Origin of the sequence: Dietzia papillomatosis NBRC 105045 (genome assembly GCF_001570845.1) — a bacterium.
GTDB classification, from domain to species: Bacteria; Actinomycetota; Actinomycetes; order Mycobacteriales; family Mycobacteriaceae; genus Dietzia; species Dietzia cinnamea.
In genome coordinates this window covers 1-1,003 of record NZ_BCSL01000116.1, presented here as the reverse complement: position 1 = coordinate 1,003, position 1,003 = coordinate 1, and the positions used below count along the sequence as shown (strand labels likewise).

The 1,003-nt window shown below is 71.5% G+C and carries 1 protein-coding gene; it reads left to right on the top strand.

Going from position 1 to position 1,003, the window contains the following annotated elements; translation table 11 throughout:
- On the top strand, window positions 1-1,003 hold a 1,003-nt coding region (locus DPA01S_RS16065), incomplete at both ends, for an HNH endonuclease signature motif containing protein (protein ID WP_061917934.1).

The following is a 1,003-nucleotide window of genomic DNA, read 5'->3' as shown; positions in this document are numbered from 1 at the left end:
TTGGTCACCGCGGGGGTGCAGATCCATACCCGTCTGTCCCGCCTGTGTTCGGTGGTGGAGCGGGGGGTGATGCCGGAGGATCTGGCGATCGATATCGCGTGCCGTCTGGCCGAGGTGCCCGATGCGATCGTGGCCGAGGTGGAGGACGAGATCCTGGCCCGGTTTACCGGCGATCTGGAGGGTGGGGACCGGCCGAGCCGGACGGCGGTGAACTCGGCGATCGATGAGGCGGTGGAGCGGTGCGATCCGGCCGGGGCGCAGGAGGCGGCCGAGGCGGCCGCGCAGACCCGCCGGGTCCGGTTCCGCGGCGCCCGTGACGGGATGGCCACGATGTGGGCCAAACTCACCGCCGCTGATGCGGAGTTGCTGCGCCGTCGGATCGAGACCGATGCTGCGGTGGCGGCCGCGGACGGGTTGGACCGGCCGATCGATCAGCTGCGCGCGGACGCTCTGGCCGCGCTGGCGGTCTATCCGCCCGACGCCGCCGCCACCGCCGCGCCTGCGGGCGATCCCGCCACCACCGGCGCGGCCGCCGACGGTGCCGCGGATGCGGCTGCTGCGGTGGCTGAGGAGTGTGGGATCGAGCTCGGGCAGGTGCGGGTGGGGGCGGATCTGCCGCGTCCGTCGTTGGGGAACGCGGCGCGGGCGGGGGTGCCGATCCGGATCAGTGTGATCGCCTCGGCGGTGCGGGGTCTGCCGAATCGGGTGGAGTTCGTCCACGGCACGTACAGCAGTTTCGAGTGGTTGTGCACGGAGCTGCTGGAGGGGGATGAGGCCAGTGTGCGGTTCGAGCTCATCGACCCCGCCCCCGGGGTGCTGGACCACCCCGAGCACGCCCTGCGATACCTGATCACCCCGGCGATGGCCGAGCGGATCCGGCTGCGCGACGGCACGTGCCGGCATCCGGGCTGTTCGGTGCCAGCCAAGGACTGCGATGTGGATCATGTGATCGCGTTCAACAAGGGTGATCCGGAACTGGGTGGGCCGACCCTGGAGTGGAATC